At 47.1% G+C, this 19,217-nt stretch carries 24 protein-coding genes; 9 read left to right on the forward strand and 15 right to left on the reverse strand.

The annotated features are described in order from the left end of the window. Window positions 1–126 precede the first annotated feature (126 nt). From AM1_RS05925 to AM1_RS05940, 3 genes are all read left to right on the forward strand, one after another. Entirely contained in the window at window positions 127–591 is a 465-nt protein-coding gene (locus tag AM1_RS05925) for a nuclear transport factor 2 family protein (RefSeq protein WP_148215682.1), read from the forward strand. Window positions 592–706: 115 nt separating this feature from the next. After that, window positions 707–1,573, forward strand: a complete 867-nt coding sequence (locus AM1_RS37500; RefSeq protein ID WP_012161901.1) for an ankyrin repeat domain-containing protein — start codon at window positions 707–709, stop codon at window positions 1,571–1,573. Between the two features lie 8 nt (window positions 1,574–1,581). After that, window positions 1,582–1,920 (forward strand): hypothetical protein, encoded by a 339-nt coding sequence (locus AM1_RS05940; protein WP_238549176.1) that lies wholly within the window; start codon window positions 1,582–1,584, stop codon window positions 1,918–1,920. A gap of 114 nt (window positions 1,921–2,034) precedes the next feature. Here AM1_RS05940 and AM1_RS05945 read toward each other — a convergent pair whose 3' ends face one another. Continuing rightward, window positions 2,035–2,658 (reverse strand): TetR/AcrR family transcriptional regulator, encoded by a 624-nt coding sequence (locus AM1_RS05945; protein ID WP_012161903.1) that lies wholly within the window; start codon window positions 2,656–2,658, stop codon window positions 2,035–2,037. A 312-nt stretch (window positions 2,659–2,970) separates the two neighbouring features. Here AM1_RS05945 and AM1_RS05950 point away from each other — a divergent pair, with 312 nt between their 5' ends. Next, a complete protein-coding gene (locus tag AM1_RS05950; protein WP_187152923.1) occupies window positions 2,971–4,164 on the forward strand; it encodes an iron-containing alcohol dehydrogenase in 1,194 nt (397 codons plus the stop codon). A gap of 49 nt (window positions 4,165–4,213) precedes the next feature. Next, a complete protein-coding gene (locus AM1_RS05955) occupies window positions 4,214–5,698 on the forward strand; it encodes an aldehyde dehydrogenase (RefSeq protein WP_202947647.1) in 1,485 nt (494 codons plus the stop codon). A gap of 282 nt (window positions 5,699–5,980) precedes the next feature. On the opposite strand, the gene AM1_RS05960 is transcribed toward AM1_RS05955, so the two are convergent. Both AM1_RS05960 and AM1_RS40870 read right to left on the reverse strand, forming a co-directional pair. Further along, on the reverse strand, window positions 5,981–6,262 hold the full coding sequence (locus AM1_RS05960) for a hypothetical protein (protein ID WP_012161906.1): 282 nt from the start codon (window positions 6,260–6,262) through the stop codon (window positions 5,981–5,983). A 121-nt stretch (window positions 6,263–6,383) separates the two neighbouring features. Next, window positions 6,384–6,779, reverse strand: a complete 396-nt coding sequence (locus AM1_RS40870) for a hypothetical protein (RefSeq protein WP_148215683.1) — start codon at window positions 6,777–6,779, stop codon at window positions 6,384–6,386. Between the two features lie 40 nt (window positions 6,780–6,819). Here AM1_RS40870 and AM1_RS05965 point away from each other — a divergent pair, with 40 nt between their 5' ends. After that, window positions 6,820–7,110 (forward strand): hypothetical protein, encoded by a 291-nt coding sequence (locus tag AM1_RS05965; RefSeq protein WP_012161908.1) that lies wholly within the window; start codon window positions 6,820–6,822, stop codon window positions 7,108–7,110. 362 nt (window positions 7,111–7,472) lie between these two features. Here the strand turns inward: AM1_RS05965 and AM1_RS05970 are convergent, their stop codons facing one another. The 3 genes from AM1_RS05970 to AM1_RS05980 all read right to left on the reverse strand — a co-directional run bounded on the left by AM1_RS05970 (window position 7,473) and on the right by AM1_RS05980 (window position 8,685). Continuing rightward, the gene (locus tag AM1_RS05970; RefSeq protein WP_012161909.1) at window positions 7,473–7,931 is read right to left on the reverse strand and encodes a hypothetical protein; all 459 of its coding nucleotides are present in this window, start codon (window positions 7,929–7,931) and stop codon (window positions 7,473–7,475) included. A gap of 26 nt (window positions 7,932–7,957) precedes the next feature. Next, the gene (locus AM1_RS05975) at window positions 7,958–8,428 is read right to left on the reverse strand and encodes a hypothetical protein (RefSeq protein WP_012161910.1); all 471 of its coding nucleotides are present in this window, start codon (window positions 8,426–8,428) and stop codon (window positions 7,958–7,960) included. A 68-nt stretch (window positions 8,429–8,496) separates the two neighbouring features. Further along, window positions 8,497–8,685: a hypothetical protein gene (locus AM1_RS05980; RefSeq protein WP_012161911.1), complete on the reverse strand. Its 189-nt coding sequence runs from the start codon at window positions 8,683–8,685 to the stop codon at window positions 8,497–8,499. A gap of 246 nt (window positions 8,686–8,931) precedes the next feature. Between AM1_RS05980 and AM1_RS38540 the strand changes: the two genes are divergently transcribed. Beyond that, window positions 8,932–9,153 carry a helix-turn-helix domain-containing protein gene (locus AM1_RS38540; protein WP_261891571.1) on the forward strand — a complete coding sequence of 74 codons (222 nt, stop codon included), beginning with the start codon at window positions 8,932–8,934 and terminating at the stop codon, window positions 9,151–9,153. A 28-nt stretch (window positions 9,154–9,181) separates the two neighbouring features. Here the strand turns inward: AM1_RS38540 and AM1_RS43065 are convergent, their stop codons facing one another. From AM1_RS43065 to AM1_RS06010, 7 genes are all read right to left on the reverse strand, one after another. Further along, entirely contained in the window at window positions 9,182–9,691 is a 510-nt protein-coding gene (locus AM1_RS43065) for a hypothetical protein (protein WP_238549177.1), read from the reverse strand. A 17-nt stretch (window positions 9,692–9,708) separates the two neighbouring features. Further along, window positions 9,709–10,056 carry an RpnC/YadD family protein gene (locus AM1_RS43070; protein ID WP_238549178.1) on the reverse strand — a complete coding sequence of 116 codons (348 nt, stop codon included), beginning with the start codon at window positions 10,054–10,056 and terminating at the stop codon, window positions 9,709–9,711. Window positions 10,057–10,649: 593 nt separating this feature from the next. Further along, window positions 10,650–11,453, reverse strand: a complete 804-nt coding sequence (trpA, locus tag AM1_RS05990; protein ID WP_012161914.1) for a tryptophan synthase subunit alpha — start codon at window positions 11,451–11,453, stop codon at window positions 10,650–10,652. 2 nt (window positions 11,454–11,455) lie between these two features. After that, window positions 11,456–11,758: a DUF3007 family protein gene (locus AM1_RS05995; protein ID WP_012161915.1), complete on the reverse strand. Its 303-nt coding sequence runs from the start codon at window positions 11,756–11,758 to the stop codon at window positions 11,456–11,458. Between the two features lie 4 nt (window positions 11,759–11,762). Beyond that, window positions 11,763–11,972 (reverse strand): NAD(P)H-quinone oxidoreductase subunit L, encoded by a 210-nt coding sequence (gene ndhL, locus AM1_RS06000; RefSeq protein WP_010472853.1) that lies wholly within the window; start codon window positions 11,970–11,972, stop codon window positions 11,763–11,765. Between the two features lie 142 nt (window positions 11,973–12,114). Continuing rightward, the gene (gene lpxD / locus AM1_RS06005; RefSeq protein WP_041660791.1) at window positions 12,115–13,188 is read right to left on the reverse strand and encodes a UDP-3-O-(3-hydroxymyristoyl)glucosamine N-acyltransferase; all 1,074 of its coding nucleotides are present in this window, start codon (window positions 13,186–13,188) and stop codon (window positions 12,115–12,117) included. 45 nt (window positions 13,189–13,233) lie between these two features. Then, window positions 13,234–15,387: an IMS domain-containing protein gene (locus AM1_RS06010; protein WP_012161917.1), complete on the reverse strand. Its 2,154-nt coding sequence runs from the start codon at window positions 15,385–15,387 to the stop codon at window positions 13,234–13,236. A 298-nt stretch (window positions 15,388–15,685) separates the two neighbouring features. Between AM1_RS06010 and pdhA the strand changes: the two genes are divergently transcribed. Both pdhA and AM1_RS06020 read left to right on the forward strand, forming a co-directional pair. Further along, window positions 15,686–16,714 (forward strand): pyruvate dehydrogenase (acetyl-transferring) E1 component subunit alpha, encoded by a 1,029-nt coding sequence (pdhA, locus tag AM1_RS06015; RefSeq protein ID WP_012161918.1) that lies wholly within the window; start codon window positions 15,686–15,688, stop codon window positions 16,712–16,714. A gap of 125 nt (window positions 16,715–16,839) precedes the next feature. Continuing rightward, window positions 16,840–17,283, forward strand: coding sequence for an NUDIX domain-containing protein (locus tag AM1_RS06020; RefSeq protein WP_012161919.1), 444 nt, complete (start codon window positions 16,840–16,842; stop codon window positions 17,281–17,283). An 11-nt stretch (window positions 17,284–17,294) separates the two neighbouring features. On the opposite strand, the gene AM1_RS06025 is transcribed toward AM1_RS06020, so the two are convergent. After that, a complete protein-coding gene (locus AM1_RS06025; RefSeq protein ID WP_041659260.1) occupies window positions 17,295–18,089 on the reverse strand; it encodes a hypothetical protein in 795 nt (264 codons plus the stop codon). Between the two features lie 51 nt (window positions 18,090–18,140). After that, a complete protein-coding gene (locus tag AM1_RS06030) occupies window positions 18,141–18,617 on the reverse strand; it encodes a type IV pilin protein (protein ID WP_041659262.1) in 477 nt (158 codons plus the stop codon). Window positions 18,618–19,217: the final 600 nt, after the last annotated feature.

Genomic DNA, 19,217 nt, shown 5'->3' on the forward strand with positions numbered 1-19,217 from the left:
GCACTCTGAAGTATCTGCACACTCTGCTTGAAATCCCAACAATGTCTTGTTGAAGAGAAATTAACCAACAAGCAAAGCGGAACCGAATATCTGTCAGCGAAATCCCTAATCCACGACACACTAAACATGGACACCATAACAAGTATCACCACCCCAATCGTTCGCATGATTCATGCAATTGACCAACTGGATTGGCCCGCCGTTCGTTACGAGTTTGCTGACACAGTAGACATAGACTACACCTCGCTGACAGGGGGTGAACCAGAAACGATACCTGCCGATAAATTGATGGAACGCTGGCAAGGATTGCTCCCTGGTTTTCAGGCGACTCAACATCTATTGGGCTCCTTTCAAGTCGAAGTGGAAGACAAGGCTGCAGCCATAGAAACCCATGTCCGTGCCTATCATTACATCGATGATGCTCCTGACAGCGACGTCTGGATGGTGGCCGGTCATTACCAGTTTCAGATGGCACTTCAGGGCGGTCGCTGGGTGATTGCAGCCATTAAATTAGTCGTTTTTTATCAGGAAGGTAATTTCGAATTACCTACCCTAGCCCAAACCAGAGCCATTGAGACGCCACGTCAATAATTCTGGATCTTCATGAAGGAGAAGTAGAGAATACTACCTGATTCACACAAACATTTTGGCTACTCAGCGCTGCTGATAGATTCATGGAAATAAGTATCTGCAAGGGAGCACAACGATGTTGGATAGAAACAATTTTCTTGGGTGGGCCAGAAAATTACGCGTTGCGCTACTGGTCGTTTTTTTGACGACACTGTATGCTGCGTCTCCTCATGAAGCAGCGCACTCGGGGAATTTGCAGCAGCTTACACAAGTTCTTAATGAGGGAGTGAATGTTGACTCTCGCGATTCTTTCGGCGGCACCTCAAAGCATGGGGCACAGTTTCAAGACAATACCAGGATCGTCAAGCTGCTGATAGAAAAAGGATTTGATGTCAACGCTGTCGGCACCCGAAATGGCTATTCACCGTTATTCGACGCTGTCTGGGCAAACAATCTGTTCGCGACCAAACTGCTGCTGGAAGCCGGTACGAGACCAGATATGCACAACCTTGACGCCCTGACCACCGAGCAGAAAGCGTTAGAGGGAAACAAACAGGAACTGGCCGAACTGTTCAAGGTTAGTCAAATCAACATTTATGATTTCAAGGCACGCAGCGAGTTGAGCCCCAACGACATTAAAGCTTTCGCTTATCAGTGGTTTGCCAATTTCGATCATCAAGTACCGATTGAGCGGCTTGTTCCGCATCTGGGGGACAACGTTGACATGGCCTTTCCCAATTTTCCTATCAGATCTGAAGCTGATTTTGCCCGCTGGTATCAGAGTGTCATCGACAATATTCAATGGAATAGCCATGAAATATCCAACCTAAAGGTCTTAGGAGATCAGAGTTCCAGTTGGACTGTATCGATGGATATAAGATGGCGCGCCCGTACCTATGACGGAACACAGTATGACGACGTGATCCATCAAAACTGGCAATTAGTGCGTTCAGACGACGGTACCATTGTCTTCAAACGCCACCGCGCCAGACTGGTCAAATAAGATTGGTGGTGAATGCGCGTGAGGTAAAAGCAGGCAATTCGGTCTTGGTCAAAGCGGCGAATGGAAGCTGGAGTAACTACCCGAAAGCACTGGTACAGGACAAAAGCTTGAGGTTTCCAACGGGGTTAAAGGCAGCACGAGCCAGAGGGCGGCTGGGAGGACGACCCAGCATAATGGATGTTTCTACCCTACTGATGGCGATGCGTGCCATGAGTGACCCAAGGACGTGTGCCAAGGAGATCGCTCAGAAGCGTGGGATGACGACCGTAACTCTTTATACCTACGTTAATGGAGATGGCACTGCGAAGGTGGCTGGACAGCGATTACTTGATAGTCCAACTGGGTAACGGCCAGAATTGCTCGCGAATGAGGGGAGACTCTATCTCAAAAACTCCAACTTTCTGTTCGAGTCCCCTCGCTTGTTCGCGTAGGTTCAACACAACTTATGAGTTCCTGGACATTTAGGATGTCTGGTAATGGTCCAAAAACATTTCCACGGCAGCCTTGACAGCCAAATTCCGTTCCCGTGCTGAGATAGGCTTCTGTCCTGCCATCAACTCTGGCCAGAATGCGATTTCCTTAATCAACCCACAGAACTGAGCGGCAGCCTTCTCTGGGTTGCTAATCTTTAAGCGGCCATCCTTAGTCCCTGCCTTAAAGAAAGTAATCATGTCCTGCCTCAGCCGGGCATGTGCCTTAAGGGTATTGTGTGCCCACTCAGGGGCCTGAATGAATCGAGAAATCACCACCCGCGACAGTTTCATGAAGTCCCTGCCAGTGATGGTCATAGCAAACGTTTTCCCAATTGCAAGCAACTGTTCATCCAAAGGCTTCTCTGCAGAATACTCGTGGGATGGCATCTCTCCCACTCGCTCCAATATCTCATCGATAATTGCCTGGAAGAGGTCGTCTTTGCTAGGGAAGTGATCATAGACCGTTCGTTTCGATACATTTGCCACCTTAGCAATTCGGTCCATACTCGTTCCCGAAAATCCATGTGACCAAAATTCTTCGGTTGCAGCCTCGATAACGGCTACTCGCTTCGGACTCTTTCGCCGAGCTTCTGTTTTTTGGCTAACAATCATTTTTGTGGCCCCTATTTCTAAACTCTAAAGCGGCTTATTTACACTATACAGTGTAGTGCATCTTAAAAAATTAGAGGCGGTCAAAATCTCTCCCATTATAGCTTTCAAGCAGAATACATATTTAAACATCATCAATGATGTTGACAATAAAATTTAGCTACACTACACTGTACAGTGTAATAAAAACAAAGGTGGTCCGGGAAAGAGAAAGCCCAGCTAAACCCGCCAAGTGTGCAAAGCAACCTTCATCACCACGTAAGGACTTGAACCATGTTGAAACGACTCACCAACCTTTCACTCAAAATGTTCACTGTGCTATTTCCTTCAGAGAAGCCGCTCCTATTCACTGGTGCCAATTCGACCATCCAGCTAGCATCCCTAGCCCAGGCATCTGGGAGCAAACGCCCCTTGCTTGTGACTGAGAAATTTTTACTGCAACTGGGACTTCTCGATGAGGTGCTTGAGTACTTCAAGAATGAAGGCTGCGAAGTCACCATCTTCGATGGCATTATTCCGAATCCCACCTATGAGGTGATAGAAGAGGGCATACGAGCCTGCCAAAAGAACGACTGTGACAGTGTCTTTGCTGTAGGAGGTGGTTCTACCATTGACGCAGCCAAAGTGATTGCCGCTTGCTACTCCAACGAAGTCGGTGTTGAACAAGTCGTGGGCTTACTAAAAGTCAAGAAGCCAACTCTGCCCTTCTACACGGTTCCAACAACGTCTGGTACTGGCTCAGAAGTGACCAATTCAGCCGTCATCTCCGAGACTACAACTCACCAGAAGAAGTTTGTTGTTGATCCAAAGCTGATTCCATCTGCTGCTGCCCTCGACGCGAACATGCTGAAGTCGTTGCCACCACATATTACGGCAGCAACCGGGATGGATGCTTTAACCCATGCAATTGAGTCCTACTCTTCCGTCAATCGATTCAGTGACGCTGAACGAGATGCCAAGCTGGCGATCAAACTGCTACTTGAGTATCTACCTGTTGTCTATGAAGACGAAAATAACCCTGAAGCTCGCCAATTGGTCGCCCTTGCCTCCTTCCTCGCTGGTTACTCGTTTAATAAGTCGGGCCTTGGCTATGTGCACGCGATTTCGCATCAGATCAGTGCTCACTACAACACGCCGCACGGACTGACCAATGCCGTCATTCTGCCAAAAATCTTGCGATTCAACAAAACAGTTTGCGCAGACCGCTTTGCCAATCTGGAGCGCATGCTGAGTGGCACAAGTGCTGGCTCTGATGAGCAACTGGCCGACAGATTTATCGCCCGAGTCGATGCTTTAGGTCAGCAACTGAATATTCCTAGCGGGTTCAAAGAACTTGAGGCGAAGCACTTCGACGCGATTACCAGCAAGGCGCTCCTAGAAGCTAAGTCATTCTATGCCGTGCCAAGGCTGATGAACCGAGCACAGTGTAAAGAAATTCTCGCTTCAATCTCAGAAGGAGTTAAAGCCGAAAGTCCTATAACACAACAGCTTGCCTCCATCACTATTTAACTGACGGCAGGCATCCTTTAACACTTATCCATTATGGAGAGATCTCAACATGAATACCCCAGTTGTTACCCCTGAGAATCGTCATGAAGTGCCGAATCGTTTTGTACCTCAACGTCAAGCTGTTCTGAAGGAAAAAACTATGAATCCCGAAGCCGAAGTTGCCATTACTGAACAAGAAATCCAAGAGCTAGTTAAAAACCAACGCCAGTATTTTCGGAGTAATGCCACGCTTCCAGTTGAGTTTCGTATTGAACAGCTAGAGAAGTTCCGGGATCTCATTCATCGCTATGAAGACGAACTCTACGCGGCCATTGATAAGGACTTCGGCAAGTCAAAGTATCATACTCAATTGACTGAAATCTTTCCTCTCTTCGAGGAGCTGGAGATAGCCATCAAAAACGTCAGGAAGTGGGTTAAGCCTCGAAAGGTTTCAACTAACCTTTTAAATCAACCCGGCAAGAGCTACATTGTGCCAGAGCCACTGGGCGTCACCCTAGTGATAGGGGCCTGGAACTTTCCTTACAACCTTTCTCTGGTTCCCGTTATTGGGTCTATGGTTGCAGGAAACACAACGATTCTCAAACCCAGTGAGCTGCCAGCAGAAACTAGCCGAGTAATGGCGAAGCTAATTAATGAGAACTTTGACCCTAACTACTTAAGGGTGGTCGAAGGTGCTATCCCAGAAACGACGGCATTACTGAATCAACGCTTTGACAAGATTTTCTTCACCGGCAGCCCCCAAGTTGGCAGAATCGTCAATCAGGCAGCGGCCCCACATCTAACCAACGTCACATTGGAGTTAGGTGGCAAGAACCCGGCTCTCTTCGCAGAGGATGCCGCAGTGGATGTTGGCGTCAAACGCCTCATTTGGTCAAAGTTCGTTAACTCTGGACAACTCTGTCTTGCCCCAGATTACGTTCTGGTTCACAAGAGCATCAAAGATAGAGTTCTTGAGCGAATGGTGCATGAAATCAAGAAGCATAACTATTCAGTGGAGAATAAGAACTTCGTCCGCATCATCAATGCGCGAAACTTCGACCGGGTTGCCGCACTCATTGACCCTGATAAGGTCTACTACGGCGGCGAAACGAATCGGGAAGAACGTATCATTCAGCCAACGGTGATGCATAACGTATCTGTCGACGATGCCGTCATGCAGGATGAAGTATTCGGACCTATTATTGCCGTTCTTGAGTATGAGACACTCGACGAGGCCTTTGAAATCATCAAAAGTTTCGAGAAGCCACTGGCTGGATACCTATTCTCCAACGACAAGACCACCAAGCAGCGTTTCCTGAGTGAGATTCCCTTCGGTAGCGGTGCCATCAATGACGCAGTGATGCAAATCACCAACTCCAACCTTCCCTTTGGAGGGGTCGGCAACAGTGGCATGGGCCGCTATCACGGTGAGTATAGCTTCGAGTGCTTCTCGCACTTAAAATCCATCCTGGAAAAAGCCAATTTCTTTGAATCCGACCTGAAGTACTACGGGCATTCTGATACTCAAATGAAGTGGATTCGAGCGTTAAGTTGAGAAGATCAATACCAATTCCCCCTTTGCGTTGTCGAGCAGCTCTGCCTCTAAGCAATAAGAGCACCCGACAGCGCATTTTCATGGAATACGGCCTAACTCGACTGAAGCTGAGATATCGCTCCAGTCATTTGAAGAAAAGGGTTGAGCCGAAACCGTAACTTACTGCTCAAATGCTCCCGCTGGTCCTTATTGAGTATTAGACTCTATAAGTGAGAAAAATTAATCCTAAAAGTCTTGTCAGTACTAACTTACAGCGATCCTGTGGGAGAAAATAGACGTATCTCAGCACAACCCCTCAATCAACTGCTGCCATTCTGTATGCCCTATCATGAGTTTTTTAGAGCAGCCCAAAGCATCTTTTCGTAATTGGGTCAGCATCTCTTGGGTTTGATTGTTCGCAATGGCTTTGCGTGCAGCTGTAAATAATAGGCCCCACTTTCGCTGCTGATTGTCGCCTTCTATGATATTGAGCTTGGCTCTGGCATAAGAGAGAGTGTAGCTGTACCCATCAGATTGGTCTAAAGCGTTGACTAAGACTTGCCATTCGGGATGTCCCGTAGCCATTCGTTGAAAGACTCCAGAGGTATCTTAATTAAGTCGAGCCAACATAGCGAGGGCTTCGTTATTTGCGATCGCAGCTTCTGCAGCCAGATACAGTTTCTCCAACCCCTGTTAATGGCTTGGGCTATTGATATCGTCTCCTAATCGTCTCCCTGCTCATCAGATGAGTGGCGGTTGCTACCCTCGTTACCCCCTCGCCAGTCTGCCCCTCGGGGGCTTGCTCCAGCAGTGCGCTTCGCGCGGCTACCAACAACAGCGCCGATAAAGGTACCACACAGCGGCTTTCTTGCAACCCCTCTGGTACTCCTGCTCTTCGCTTCGCTAGGTAGTGAGTCTGCGATCGCAAACCAGTATCAGGCTCCGCTGCGTTTAGTCCGTGTCCTCGCAAGCGGTTGGGGGCTGATATGGTTGTGCACTGCACTTTTTCCTTGGGGAGCACCCCATACCCCCGACCCAACCAGGGTGGCAACGCCGGGCAACATGTGGTTTCCAAAGAGCGTTGTTGCTGGTTATTCGCCATGCTTCTTCAGTTGTTTCTATTCGTTTTTATAGGGGTTACCATGCTGACTTTGCTTCGTTCTCCCACGCCTTCCGTCCAGTTGCCTTCAGCCATGCCTTCTGGGGCTTGGTCTTGCTGCTTCTTGCGGTTGTCCGGGTCGGGCTGGGCCGAGTTAGCGGGGGTTCCTGTGGCCTCTGTCGATCCGGCGGTGGCTAAGCTCCAGGCCATGGGGGCGTCTCGGGTCTCTGTGGTGTCTTCTGGTGCCCAGTTGTGCGTCATTCGGTTTCAGGCTCAGCGGTCGGTGTTGCTGGAGTTATCCAATGCATTTCCCAGTGCTTGCCGGGTGGCTTAGTTCGGTTTGGGTCGGGACCTTTGGGCCTCGGCCCTTTTTTTATTGGCTGGTATCCTGAAGAAGCAAGAAAGGGTCTGGTGTTCAGCCGCTTCCGTTTCACTGCAGCCGCTTCACCGATGTTGCCAACATTAAGGGCACCGCTGTCACTCCGTTCCACCCGTGCCTCGGTGGGAAGCACAGCCTATCGAGAAACTACACTGGCGCTCATTCCGCGCCGACGGGCAATTCTAGCTCCGCTCATTGCAATCGCTCCGCTATGCTCACCCTAGGGCGCTCCATTCGCTGAGTTAAGAGGGAAAGTGGGAGAAGAGCGAGAGGGTAAGGGTTTACGGGATTTGGGTTGTGTATCAATGATTTCACATCTAAAGCAGTGTCAGCTGCTCACTCTGTAACCATGATGGGATATCGATCTCTGCCAGTGGGTGCAGTTTTACTGGGATTCCCAGACCAACCGCTAGGGCAATTGTCCCCCAAGTTCCTGATCCAGCAGCTCCTGTGGGCCAACTTCGACTCGGTATCAACTGGTGTGGGGCAGGCTTGTTCGGCCAAGCGTGGAGTGTACCCACTGCTGTTGCGAGTGCCTTAATCATGCGAGTGCTGCGTTCTACCCCCTGGGCGCGGTGGGGTAACTCAGATCGTTTCTCATAGATCTGTAAATTCAGATGATGGGTTTGACCTATAGATCGAGCCAGTTTATCTAAACCAGAAGCATCCCCAACTAGCCAGTTTGGATAAATCTTCAATCTCTGTAAGTCACTCAAAGCCTTGGTCCGCTGATGAGCGGTCAGTTGGCGGGGGCCAGTGACGGCAATGGTTTGCACAGTGTCTTGACCTCCCGCTGTTGTTACTAGATGCTAAATTTCTGCTTGGCCGCAATAAACAAACTACTGGCAGCACATCTCACGGATTCTTCTTCTGTTGCCATTCCCCCTAGCTGGTTGGCTGCTTGCCCCCAGCAATAGCGGTAGAGCTTACTCATCTCTTGCACATAGGTGGCAATGGCTTGTTTGGTGTTTTGTTCAAGTAGACCTGGCTCATCGCTGTTAGCTTGAGTATCATTCACCAACATAATGTTGTGTTTGGGTTTGCCATTGCGATCCATACCCGCTGGCACTAGCTTCACCTGGTCTCCTCTCATCAGCTGGCTAACTTCATCCCCTGAAAGGTTCTTCCAAATCTTGGCGGCATCCGACCCATCTGGTTGGGAGAGATCCATAAACAGGGTGGGATAGTAATACGTGCCCACCTCATAGCTGGATTCTCTCGGTTTACCGATGGCCTCAACCCGACAGAGCAACGGGGTTACAACTTTTGCCATTGTTCATCTTTCTCCAATCTTTTGTAGTGATGGCTGGCAAAGGGGAGAGGTTACCCTCCCCCTTTGCTCTAGAATTCGTCGTAATCCGAATCGGTGTAGACCCAATCGCAGTCTTGATCTGGGTCTACACCATGACAGCGTTGACCATCGTGGGTTTCTTCATAGAGTTGGGCAGAGGGCTGAGCGTCATCAGGTGTCTGATGGCGAACTTGCAGTTCTAAGTCTCGTTCCTCGTTTTCTGGCAATGTCAGTATCATAGATGTACCTCATCTTTGGTGAGTGGAGAGCGTTTCAGTTGTCTAGGCTGGGGGCGCTCTCCTGCTATTTATAAATACATTATACAACTTTAGCTTGTATAAATCAACAACTTAAAATTGTATTTTTACCCTTATAAGATGGTTTTTGAATACTTGGAGTGCTATTAAAAACCCTGATGGCTGTAGAATTACACTTTAGAGCAGATTTCTATAGGTAAAACTTTGATCAAGTGGCATCTCAGAGAAGTGATGGCTAGATATCGGATAAAGGGCGTTGATCTAGCCGAGGAAATGGGAATGAGTACCAACTCGATCAGTAATCTCAGGAAAGCTGACTCATTACCTCGCATTGATGGTCACACCTTAAATTCTTTATGCATGAGCTTAAGGCGCTTGTCGCGAGTGGATATCACACCTACCGACTTAATTGAGTTTATTGTGGATGATGAAAAGGCCAAGACTCGTTAGTACAGTTACCTGCTATGCAACTGGCTTATCATCGGGCCGATACATTTTCATCGAGTAATTTCTGAAAGGCATCGACTGACTCAACTAAGATCGCATCTTTGAAGAGTGCTTGCAGTTGTTCTGCATCATGCAGTTGGGCAACTTGATCAGTGATTTCGTCGGGCACTGGCCCAAAGCGAACCTCCAAAGCATCAATAATGCTAGATTGCTTGGTTCTTAATGCTGCTCGCCGTTCAACACTAGTGACATACGGCATTTCTCTTTCCTCTTCAAAAGCACTCAACTCATCGTCAAATTGATTCTCCAGCGCTGCTGGTAGAGTCATCACCCAATCAATAAACCGAAAGAGTTCAAGAATGTCTTCTCGATCATAGCCTCGTTCATACAATCCTTTCACTATCTTCAATTTCCACTTTAGGCGGTCCTCCATATCCTCATCTGTGGCTTGAGCCTGTAGATGGGCCACTACGATCACTGAAAAAGGATTGGAACTCTGCTCCAATTCAGATAACTGGGATTCATAATCCAGAAGCTTCACTATTGGAAAGTCAAGACTTACCCGACATCCCCAAAAAGAGACTTGCTATATCCTGCAGGTCGCCAGCTCACTCGCTTGTCTGCCAAAATCGCAAGGGTAACGACGGGGAGATTATAGCGATCCCGAAGCCGATAGTGATACACAAACATTCGCTCTGCGAAGTTAGCCTCATAGGATCCCTGAACTTCCAAATGCAGCAGTACCCAGGTCTCACTTCCATCCCGTCGCCAAACCTTGACCAACTTATCAACTAACCGTCTGCCCAGTTCAGCATCCCTAACAACTTGCTGTAATTCCTTGTCTAGAAATTCCCAACCCCGCTCCCAATCAATCTCTGTATGGATTAGAGGGAAAAGGAATTCCAAAGCCTGCGGAAAATAGCGCTCTAGAGCCTCCTTCCAAGGTGAGTCATAGTCAGAGTAGGTCAGGCATAGTTATCACCTGTACAGGCAGCAAAATAGCCCCATCACATTATCATCAACTGAAGCAGGGCTCTCAGCCTGCTTTCTTGATGCCGAAAGCCATCGCCCCAGCCAACAACTGATTGAGATAAGGATTGAGATAAAACTTATTGAGATAAGGATTGAGATAACCCGAAAGCACTTACCTAAAAGGGATAAGAGAATTCGCTTGACTCGATTCGTAATCGAGCGGCCGTGCGTTCAAATCGCATCATCGGCTTCCTACATCCATCAGGATCGAGAAGCATCAAATCAGGCTTTTAGGGAATATCGACAGATGGGTTGCGTACACTATTCAATCTGCTCTGGGCAGAGAACGGTGCTATCTATCGCCCCACCAAGAGCCTAAGATCCTTGGAAATCACCAGGTCAGCGGAAGATCCAGAACTCCCTAGATTCAGCTTACCCATAGCTAAAACCTGGTGACTTGCACGGGCTACCTGTGGCATCCAATCTCAAAATTTACACCTCAAGCACGATGCAATCTCATTGGAGAATTAGGCGTCTAATAGCAGCGAGGATTTAAGGGATCGACAAAACGTACTAATTGCAGATAAACCCTGGCTGGGACTGCCTTCACTCAACCGATTCACAAATGCACTCCCCACAATCGCTGCATCCGCGCCCCAATCCATGACTTGGCGAGCATGTTCGGTTCGAGAGATGCCAAAACCAACGCCGATGGGTTTATCTGTGACTTGTCGTAAATCAGCAATTAAATCTTGGACGCGGTTTTCCACCTTGGTGCGCATCCCCGTGACCCCAGTGGTGCTCACGAGGTAGATAAAGCCTTGCGATCGCAAGGCAATTTTCTCAATCCGTTCTTTAGAGCTAGTCGGTGCAACCAGCAATGTCACTTCAATTCCCAAGTCAGCCGCTTGCTGCAAGAGGTTCTCCGACTCTTCCAAGGGAAGATCCGGTACCACTAACCCTCGCACACCTGCTTTCGCAATCTGCTGCAGAAACTCTGCAACACCGCGATGATAGATAGGGTTGTAGTAGGTAAATAAAATAATAGGGGCTCGAATTTCGGGGGAAAGCTCTGTCACCATCTCTAAGACCTGATCGAGCCGGGTCCCCCGCTGTAAGGCTCGAGTTGCTGCAGCCTGGATTACGGGACCATCTGCCAGGGGATCAGAATAGGGAACCCCTAATTCGATCAAATCTGCCCCACTCGCATCCAGTTGGCGTAGTGCACTGGCAGTGGTTGCTAAATCTGGATCTCCAGCCGTTAAGAAGGGAATTAAGGCGCACTGGCCGCGATCACGCAATTGGGCAAAACAATCAGAAACAGAGGTCATGACTATTCAGTCTCATCGTCAATAGAAGCTTGTAAGGCTTCGAGTTCTTCCGGAGTCATTTCTTGCAGGCGCTTTTCCAGCAGGGCATTTTCATAGTCCTCCCGCTGTTGGTTATAGGTCATATTGCCCGTCACTACCCGCAGGAAGTAGGACGCCACCCAGCCCAAGAGTCCGGCAGCGAAAATAACTTGGCTCCAGACCCCTGCACTTTGGGGTTCAATACCGGCATATCTTAGCCCTACGTAGATCAGTCCCCCGGCCAAAAATACACCGAGACCAATTGCGATCGCATCTATTCGGCGCATGGGCTCAAATTTTGCGAGGTTGGGGACGGAAATTCAAAAAAGGGCTAAGCAGGAGCAAGCTGGGGAAGAAAAAGAACACTAGAAAGTACATAAACCCACGCTCTAAAGAACTAGCAACATACCAGCGCTTTTGGAGATAGAAATAGGTAATAGCGGGCATCACCAGCAGATAGCCACCCAACAGTCCCAATAAGAGGATTAAATTAACAACCATAGAAATTGGATATTTAGTCAAGTCCAAGGAGTTTAGAACAGGCTGGCATACAGCCTCAAGGACGAAGTCCTATGCATTTTGCCCTCTTATTCTACCTTGCAGGCAGCCTTCCCCCCAGAATTAACCGTAGGTCCCTAACATCTCAGCTAATTTCAGACTCATCAGACCCTAACAGTTCAGCAATTTTCTGTTCTAGGGCCTTTACTCGCTGGACCAGTTCGGGTAACCGTTTAACCATCGCCATAGCCCGCAGCCACAGTCGATGATTAATGGCTGGATAGCCCGCTACCTTAGAATCTGGGTTCAAAGATTGGTGAACGCCACTTTGAGCAGCAACCGTCGTTCGCGCTCCCAAAGTGACTTGCCCTGAAATACCCACTTGTCCCGCCAAAATCACCTGCTGCTCTAATTTTGTTGCCCCCGCCAAACCCACCTGAGCACAAATTAGGCTATCCGCTCCAATCTGACTACCATGGCCAATCTGGACGAGATTATCGATCTTCGTCCCCGCGCCTATACGAGTCTCACCAACAGCTGGCCGATCAATGGTTGTATTGCAGCCCACCACGACCTGATCCTCGAGGATCGTCTGCCCCGATTGGGGCATTGGATACCAACGATGTGCTTGATCTACAACAGGGACAAACCCAAACCCCTCCGCTCCAATCACCGCCCCACTATGAATGACACAATCAGCCCCAATAATCGTGCGTTCATGAATCACACAGTTGGCATGGAGAACAGTGCGATCCCCCACTACCACCCCTGGATAAATCACTACATTGGGAAAAATTTGTACTTCATTTCCTAAATGGACATCTGCATGGATCACCACATGAGCTCCAACCCCAACGCCTTCTCCTACTTCAGCCGTCGTGTCAATGACAGCAGTAGCATGGCAGACCGGCGGTAATCGCCACGGTTGATAAAAGCAGTTCAGGGCTCGGGCAAACCAATATCGTGGATGTTCTATCGCAAACCAAGCAATCCTCCTAGACGTCGCCAGAGCTTGTAATTCAACATCAGGAGGCAATATCAAGGCACTCGCTTGAGTGTTTTGCATCAGGTGACCCCGTTGTGAGCCTTCTACAAAACTAAGGGTTCCAGGGTAAGCCCGATCCAGCGCTGCACATCCTTCTAGGGTGGGATCCGTTAGGGGACAGCTCATGGCGACAGGCGTGACAGCAAGCCGCTCCATCAGCTCACTCAACTTCATCATTGAGGTCACCCCTCTACTACTATCCGAGCAAACTTGTAATGGTTAGTTCAGTACCTGCATTTGCTTGATCTTCCACTGATCTTGTTCTCGAACAAGCTGATAGCGGACACGATAAGTATCTCCCGTATAGGCATCCGTTGTCTGTTGTCCACCTTCGAAGACCTTCGCCGTCTCGGTCACCGTTGCCTCAACCGTAGCTTCAGTAGGGCTTTGCTGCTTAATCGCATTAATTTTCAGATCATCAAAGGTATATTCCAAGTGAATCTGATTCAGTTGATCCGACTGAGCACCAGCCTTCCATTCAGACAAGCTGGGCTCCGCCAAAATTTTATCCAGAGACGCAATTTGGTGATCTTTGCCCATTGCCTCAGCTTTTGCCGATTGCCAAGACTGAATAATTTGCCGAGCACTCGTTGTCGTGATTTCTTCGCTAGTAGCTGTCGCAGGAGCAGGTGTGGGGCTAGCCACTGGCGGACTAGCAGTCGGGCTAACACTGGGGCTTGCAGGAGAAGGAATGGGGTCAGGGCTGGCCGGTTCAGAAGCTGGATTCTCTGCACCTGGGACTGGATCTTCTGGGCGAGAGCACTGACTGATAAGACCAAATAAGGCGAATAAAACCAGTGCGACAGCTCCCGCTGCAAAGAACCATCGACGGTATTGCAGTTGCGATCGCGAACGTCGAGTTTTGGAAGCACCTTGATTTCCTCGACCAGCATCATTCGTCTGCAAAGACTCAGCCTTAGGTGCAGGGGCAGTCGCGGCTGGCATGGAAGATCGTTTTCGAGGACTATCTAGTCCCTTCACCGGAGTTAAAGGCGTAACCTTTTTCGCCGATACTGGCGGTTTTCCTGGGGGTCTTTGACGTTTTGACTCTTGACGATGGGCAGCCTGGGAAGGAAGACGTCCTTCTCGAGCAGAGCCTAGGGTTTCACTTCCCTGCTTGGCTAATAACGGTAAATCTGTAGATGTTGTTGAAGCTGGCATCCGAGGCGACACAGGCTCCGGTGCTAATCCATTGAGATACGCCTGAATATGTTCATCATTGAAATAGTTCTGCAAAGACAATTGGGTATCATTAAGATCCCTGAAATAGGGATACACTTCCTGCTGTAACCAACGTTCTGTATATAAGAACAAGCCTGGAACTAAATCTTCAGCCCCTTCAGAGTACTGATGAATAAACTCTAATGACTCTTGGTCCCGACTCAAGGGAAGTGTCTGAATCGCAGCCCCCGGCTGGCCTAACAACAAATAGCACATTGACTTTTCGACTTGAATATCCTGCCGATCAGCCAACTCCGTCAACGCCGATTTTGCCTGTTGAATAAACTCTGGCTTCCCCTGGGAACAGCCCTTAGCAACCAATGCATAAACCAATAAGTAACTCGCCACCGCAGACGGGCGTTCACTCTCTTTTATAAAGAGATCTTGCTGTTCTTGTACCGTTAAATGACACCGTAATTGCTGAATAAATCGCAGAAAATCGTCAACACTCAATCCCGATAAATCATCTTGCGGCCCGTCGATCCCCCCTCGTTCATCTAACATAATTTGAAGAAGAGAAAAGCCTTGCTGACGTTTGGTTAGATTCTCTTCAGGCTCAGCCAGTAATCCCAAAATACGATAGGGGCGAAGCTTGTATAAATCCAGCTCAATTTCTCGCTGTACTGCAGGAAACAACTGCTCTTGTGTTAGCAACTTCAAACCAGACTGCAAAACGTCTGAAGCCTTTTCAAACTGCTTTTGCTGCCAACATTCTCGTCCCGCTTCTAAATTCGCTAACGCCATCGCTAAGATGACATCTTCATCAGACCCATTATTCGCAGACGGCAAGCGATTGAGATCAATTGAACGCTTTAGATATTCGGCTCCTAATTGAGCGATTCGCTCATAATCACTTTGCTCCTGCAAAAGCAATAAAGCACCAACCAACTGAGATTCTTGCAGTTCCATACTCCCTATATCCGGAGGGGCAGATTCCGCTAAAATAGACTGGTCATAGGCAGTGCGTGCGTTGGAATCAGAGAGTACAGCATGGGCATCTTGCAATAGCTGTGTGCGGGCTGCAATTGCTGTTTTAGAGTACTCTTGACGGGGGAGCTGCTGACAACGATCGGCAAATGCCTGTTCAATCTGCTCTGGTGTCGCTTGAATTGGCACACCCAATATTTGATATAAGTCTAAAGGAATACGCACAATTCAGTATCCTTGTGAGCCATTTACCGGAAGTGAACAACAGATGAGTGACGAAAATACAAGACAGCAAAGCACTTGAAAATATCATAACCTGCTGCTTGTAAACGTATACTCTATAGAGGTTCAGTAACGTACATTCATAGCAGCTTAACAAGAAGGTTGACAAATATCAGCTACTCCTTGTCAGTTATGATGTTGGATTATTGAAATCTAAACATTCCCTAATACCAGACCCTGACAGGTGGCTCAATTAATTAAGCCTTGGCAACATCATCCCAACTGAGGACACTATACATCAATGGTTCAAGAAAGAGTTCTACCCAAATTTCCCACCCCTACAATCAAGATTACTCATGATGAAGGGCTTATCCTATACGAGGATATGGTTTTGGGACGGGCTTTTGAAGATAAATGTGCCGAGATGTATTACCGCGGCAAGATGTTCGGCTTTGTCCATCTGTATAACGGTCAAGAGGCTGTTTCTACAGGCATTGCCAAGGCCATGCGTCCAGACGATTTTATTTGCAGCACCTATCGAGATCACGTTCATGCCCTGAGTGCAGGCGTCCCAGCCCGGCAAGTTATGGCCGAACTATTCGGCAAAGAGACCGGTTGCAGCAAAGGCCGAGGAGGATCAATGCATCTATTCTCCTCAGAACATAACTTGATTGGTGGCTTTGCCTTTGTCGCAGAAGGGATCCCTGTTGCCACTGGTGTTGCCTTTCAAAGCCGCTATCGTCGAGAAGCGATGGGCGATGCAGCTTCCGATCACGTCACAGCCTGCTTCTTCGGTGATGGAGCTAGTAATAATGGCCAGTTCTTTGAGTGCCTAAACATGGCCTCTCTCTGGAAATTACCCATCTTGTTTGTGGTGGAAAATAATAAATGGGCGATTGGCATGGCCCATGAACGCGCTAGCTCAGAGACCGAGATTTACAAGAAAGCTAAAGTCTTTGGCATGGAAGGGGTTGAAGTCGATGGCATGGATGTATTGGCAGTTCGTGAAGTCGCCCAAACTGCAATTGCTAGGGCTAGAGCCGGTGAGGGACCAACCTTAATCGAAGCATTGACCTACCGCTTTAGAGGTCACTCCCTAGCTGATCCAGATGAACTCAGATCTGCAGCAGAGAAAGAAGAATGGTTAGCCCGAGACCCGATCACGAAATTTAAGTCTTACTTAGTCGACCAAAAACTTGTTAAAGAGCAAGAGTTACTTGACATTGACAGAAAAATTCAAACCCTAATTGAAGAAGCTGTTCAATTTGCGGAAGAGAGTCCTGATCCCAAACCAGAAGATCTCTACCGATATATCTTTGTGGATGACTGATATTACGTCTTTACCTAGTGTGAAACAACCTAGTTATTCAAGCTTTTGAAGCATAAAGTATGATTGAAACTAGGTGTCTCATATCAAAAGCTATTGCAGTAAAGCAAAGAATAAGGTGTTATTGAGTGCCCCATCGTAATCCTATTCCTACAGTCGATATCATTATTGAAATGTGGGATAGGCCAAATTGTCCTATTGTCTTAATCGAGCGCAAAAACCCACCCTACGGTTGGGCCCTGCCAGGGGGGTTCGTTGATTATGGAGAATCTGTAGAGTCAGCGGCCATCAGAGAAGCCCAAGAAGAAACCTGTTTATCGGTCGATTTGCTGGAACAGTTTCATGTATATTCATCCCCGGATCGTGATTCGCGGCAGCATACTCTCAGCATCGTGTTTATTGCCACAGCAATTGGTGACCCCAAAGCCGCAGATGATGCCCAAACTTTAGAACTATTCGAGCCATGGCAACTGCCCAAAAAACTCTGTTTTGATCATCATCAGATTCTAAATGACTATCAACAATATCGTTATCACCACAGAAGACCAAATTTACCACTGATAACAAGTTGAATATTTATCACTTAGTCTTCTTCAGGAAATTGAATCTTAAGTATGTTTTGTTCGGTAACACTGACCTGACCACCTAGAGCTTGTATTTCCGATATAGAGCGCTGGCGAGTCTCCTCGTCAGGAGCACTATTTAATACCATTAGCCATGCACTAATTCGGGCATTCTTACTATCAGGATTGTCTTTAAGAAATTCAGCGGTTTTGGTAACAATGGCTCCTATTCGTTTGGCTTCAGGATCTGCACTATCTCGAGCCCACTGGGCAGCTTTCAGGTACGAACTCCTAGCAGCTTGGTTATCCCCCAAGAACAATAACTCATCTGAAGCTTTAGAGACCCAAAGTGAATATGCATCGGGAGAGATTTCTGGAGAGAGTGATTTTAGGCCTTTTTCTGTCAGAGTCACTGACTGGTCTGGCCGTCCCGCAAAGATTGAAGTTGCAGGAGACATAAACTTGTAGGGCTGTGTGAATTTTGGGTCGCGGTCTACAAAAATTTCAAAGTACTTAGGGGTCAATGCATAGCCTATTTGTTGGCGAGCATCTTTCTCTCCAAAATATTGAAGAAATCGCAAGAATGTCCAATCTGCGACAAGGTTGTCGAAACCAAAGCTTGGTAAATTTTTAATAAAAGCTAAATTCGCTTTTTCTTGTTCTGCTTCTAATAGATAAACTGTTGTAGGTTTAGTTACTTCAGTTTGAGCTTGAATCTCTGTAATCTTAGTCAGTTGTAATGTAGTAATACCACCAGTACAAACAAGTGCGAGTACTGGCGTCAACAATTTTGTTAGAGAAAGCAGATAAGACATATCTAACACTGTTGTCTTCAAGACACTATCAAAACTCTATCTCTTGTTGACTTAGCAACTAGGAGGAGTAGCAATAGTTCCAGCACCTGGTGCTGGTTGTTCCTCAAGTGTAACGCTAGTAGTTGCTAAACCTCCAAAAACGATATTGGCATTAGTACACCCCGTAATAGCACTCAGCAAAGGATCTGTTGGAGTAGCTCTAAACTCAGCTACTGTTGAATTCACAGTACCAAATGAATAAGTATATTTTTCAGTCGTTAAAGGGAGACCAATACCAAGCAACCCCATATCGTCAGCAAAGGTTCGTTCTTCTAAGCGATAAGCTTGCTGGGCACGGTTGACAGCACCAATGTGGCTTTTAGCAGCAGATTGCCGGGCTTTGTTGGCCTGATTTAGAAGGGATGGTAATGCTACACCTGCTAGAATAGCAATAATCACAATAACAACCAACAATTCAATCAACGTAAATCCTTTTTGAGTCTTCGACTTAGGAATAGTTGATAATATTTTCAAGTAACAATGAGACATGAGAAAGTACACTTTAAACTGCTGGCTAGTGAGTAAACGAAATACGTCGAAATATCAATTTTTCAATAAAAAGCTTTGTAAAATAAATAATCTTTATTCTTAGCTTAGCTACTCGATCATCAAGTCAACTTTAGTGCAAGTCTAAATAAGTGAAAGGCACTAAAGAATCAATAAAAGTCAATAAGATTACACTGAATATAATCATTTCAGTTCATCTATCTGTTCTTAGAAGAGTCTTTCAAAAAAGCCTTAATCCATAAACGGGATTTTGCAACTACTATATCTTTAATCTATCCATCTGTTTTTATATTCGCCTCAGCAAAAATACGGTTTTGAATGAATCATATCTTGAAATATATAAAATAAATATGAGTTCAAAACAAGATAAATCTCTTATTATTACCTCAGCTAAAACCTGATCCTTCTATAGTAAAAACCTCAAAAATAGGCTTAATCTAAACTAGGGTTAAGCCATTTTCATTCAAGAGGTTTAGAGCAAAAGAAGAATTTAGTTTTTTTATTAAAAAAGACAGAACTGAAATGAGGATCAACCTGGAGTATCATCCTCACAATCTATTTCAGATCATTAAAGTAATTAAT

It is taken from the genome of Acaryochloris marina MBIC11017 (assembly GCF_000018105.1).
Taxonomy (GTDB): Bacteria; Cyanobacteriota; Cyanobacteriia; order Thermosynechococcales; family Thermosynechococcaceae; genus Acaryochloris; species Acaryochloris marina.